General features: G+C 70.3%; 4 protein-coding genes. 3 read left to right on the forward strand and 1 reads right to left on the reverse strand.

Annotation, left to right across the window (positions count from 1 at the left end; translation table 11 throughout):
* The 3 genes from ACTH43_RS18535 to ACTH43_RS18545 all read left to right on the forward strand — a co-directional run.
* Positions 1–690: ABC transporter ATP-binding protein (locus tag ACTH43_RS18535; protein WP_441446351.1), on the forward strand; the 690-nt coding region annotated here is incomplete at its 5' end.
* Positions 691–769: 79 nt separating this feature from the next.
* Positions 770–1117 (forward strand): PadR family transcriptional regulator, encoded by a 348-nt coding sequence (locus ACTH43_RS18540; protein WP_441446352.1) that lies wholly within the window; start codon positions 770–772, stop codon positions 1115–1117.
* A gap of 1 nt (position 1118) precedes the next feature.
* Positions 1119–2111 (forward strand): permease prefix domain 1-containing protein, encoded by a 993-nt coding sequence (locus tag ACTH43_RS18545; RefSeq protein WP_441446353.1) that lies wholly within the window; start codon positions 1119–1121, stop codon positions 2109–2111.
* Positions 2112–2172: 61 nt separating this feature from the next.
* On the opposite strand, the gene ACTH43_RS18550 is transcribed toward ACTH43_RS18545, so the two are convergent.
* Positions 2173–2655 (reverse strand): pyridoxamine 5'-phosphate oxidase family protein, encoded by a 483-nt coding sequence (locus tag ACTH43_RS18550; RefSeq protein ID WP_441446354.1) that lies wholly within the window; start codon positions 2653–2655, stop codon positions 2173–2175.

The following is a 2655-nucleotide window of genomic DNA, read 5'->3' on the forward strand; positions in this document are numbered from 1 at the left end:
CTCGTCGGCCCCAACGGCAGCGGCAAGACCACCGCCCTGCGGATCCTGCACCGCGCTCTGGTCCCGGACGCCGGGCAGGTGCGGCTCGCGGGCCGTGACCTGGCCGAGCACTCCGGACGAGAGCGGGCGCAGCAGATCGCGGTGATGGCACAGGAACTGACCGGGGAGGTCCCGCTGAGCGTCGCAGATGTGGTGCTGTTGGGCCGGGTCCCCCATGCCGGGGCCTTCGGCTCGACGACCGGCGAGGATCTACGGATCGCGACCGAGGCTCTGACCAGCGTCGACGCCCTGCACCTGGCGCGGCGCGAGTTCGGAATCCTCTCCGGAGGGGAGAAGCAGCGCGTGCTGATCGCGCGGGCGCTCGCCCAGCAGCCCCGGCTGCTGCTGATGGACGAGCCCACCAACCATCTGGACATCGGCTCCCAGCACCACGTGCTGCAGATCGTGCGCGAGCGGGGCCTGGCGACGGTCGTGGTCCTGCACGACCTGAACCTCGCCGCCCGCTACTGCGACCGGGTGATCGTGCTCGCGGACGGCATCGTGCTGGCCGACGGCCCTCCCCGCGACGCACTCGCAGCCGGGCTGGTCAGCGCCACCTATGAGGTCACAGCCGAACGCGCCACGGCCGACGACGGCACCCCCCAGTTCCTGTTCCGCGGCCGCGGGCCATCTCCCGAGGGCACCGTCTAGACAGCACCGTCTGGACAGCACCACCAAGACAGCACAGTCTCCTGGACAATGGTGTGTCGAGCACACTATGGTGTGGGGCATGAGCGAGTCCTTCGATCCCCATCTGCAGGAGCTTCGGCGCGGCACCGTCGTGCTGGCGTGCCTGCGACTGCTGCGCACCCCCGGGTACGGATACAGCCTGCTCGAGCAGCTCGAGTCACGCGGCTTCACCACGGATGCCAACACCCTCTACCCGCTGCTGCGGCGTCTCGAGAAGCAGGGGTTCCTGACCAGCGAGTGGAACACCGAGGACTCCAGACCCCGGAAGTTCTACGTCACCTCGGCCGACGGCACCAGCCTGGCCGAGACCCTCAGCCAGGACTGGGTCGATCTCACCCGGTCCATCGCCTCCCTCACCGACGATCCGGGCACGCCCGAGGAGAACTGACATGACCACCACCTTGACCGAGCGCTACATCAGCGCCACGACCGACTCCCTCCCGCTCGAGACCCAGAGCGACGTGCGCGCGGAGCTCGAGGCCTCCATCGCCGACGCCATCGAGTCGCGTCTCGAGCAGGGCGAGGACCCTGCCGAGGCCGAGCGCGCCGTGCTCACCGATCTCGGTGACCCGGTCGCCCTCGCCGCGAGCTACGCCGACCGGCCGCTGCACCTGCTGGGACCGCGCTACTACCTGGCCTGGTGGCGGCTGCTCAAGCTCCTGCTGGCCATCGTGCCCGCCGCCGCCGTCGGCGGTGTCGCCCTCGTCCAGGTCATCATCGGCGCCCCGGTCGGGGAGGTCATCGGGCAGGCGATCGGCGTGGGGATCTCCGCAACCGTGCACGTGTTCTTCTGGGTGACGCTGATGTTCGTCATCCTGGAGCGCACCGGGTCCGCTACCGGCCACGACTGGGACCTCGACCAGCTGCCGGAGCCGCGCCCCACGGGGGCGGGCCGCTCCGAGGTGGTCGCCTCCGTGGTGTTCGCCGGGCTGATGATCGGTGCGGTGCTCTGGGACCGCTTCCGCGGATTCGTGCAGATCGACGGCCACGCCCGCGACCTCCAGATCCTCCACCCGCAGCTGTGGCCCTGGGCGCTGCTCGGCATGCTCGCGCTCCTCCTGCTCGAGGTCGGTCTCGCCGTCCTCGTCCATCTGCGCCGCGGCTGGACCACGGGCCTGGCTGTCGCCAACACCGCTCTCGCGGCGGTGTGGGTCAGCGTGATTCTGACCCTGCTGGGCAACGAGCGCCTGGTGAATCCCGAGTTCATGGGCCTCGTCCTCCCCAGCGACGGGGGCGGGCCGGACACGGCTCGCGTGGTCGTGGTCCTGTTCGTGCTGAGCGTCATCGGGGTCGCTGCATGGGACACCATCGATGGCTGGCGCAAGGTCGGTCGTGAGGCGAAGCATCGGGCGACGGCCCCCGAGACCGGCCTGCCGGTCTGATCTCTCGCCCCGCGATGCTCACGGAGCGGAGGAACCCGTGACGTCCCCGTGGCGTCCGTGGTCAGAGCTCGGTCGTGGCGGTGCCTCCGGGCGGGCGCTCTCCGGACACCTTCGCCTTGAGGATCTGCGCGAGCCAGGCGGCCTTGCCCCCGGGCAGGCCCCAGAACTGGGCGGATTCGCCGCTGACCCGCAGCAGCCCCAGGTTCGGGTCGTCCGCGCCGCCGGGGAAGTAGGCCTCCGCCCGTTTGGTCCACAGCTGCTCGACCAGGGCACGGTCTTCGACGAACTCCGCGCTCCCGGCCACCGACAGCCATGAGCCTGCCTGCGAGATCGAGAGATTCACCTGCGAGGCGCTGCGCAGCGCCTCGGCCTGCCCACCCTGCAGTCCGACGAAGAACCAGACGTCCCCATCATCGGTCACCCCCTGGACGGACAGGGGGTGGGACAGGAGCTTGCCGTTCGGAAGCGCGGTGGTGAGCATGACGATGTCGGCGTCGCGGAGCGTGTCCACGACGTCCTCCAGGGCCAGGGTGTCGTCGGTCAT

Source organism: Brachybacterium sp. (assembly GCF_052095815.1).
GTDB lineage: Bacteria > Actinomycetota > Actinomycetes > Actinomycetales > Dermabacteraceae > Brachybacterium.

Coding starts and splice junctions, on each gene's coding strand:
- ACTH43_RS18540 (WP_441446352.1), top strand. CDS start 770: ATGAGCGAGTCCTTCGATCCCCATCTGCAGGAGCTTCGGCGCGGCACC.
- ACTH43_RS18545 (WP_441446353.1), top strand. CDS start 1,119: ATGACCACCACCTTGACCGAGCGCTACATCAGCGCCACGACCGACTCC.
- ACTH43_RS18550 (WP_441446354.1), bottom strand. CDS start 2,655: ATGACCGACGACACCCTGGCCCTGGAGGACGTCGTGGACACGCTCCGC.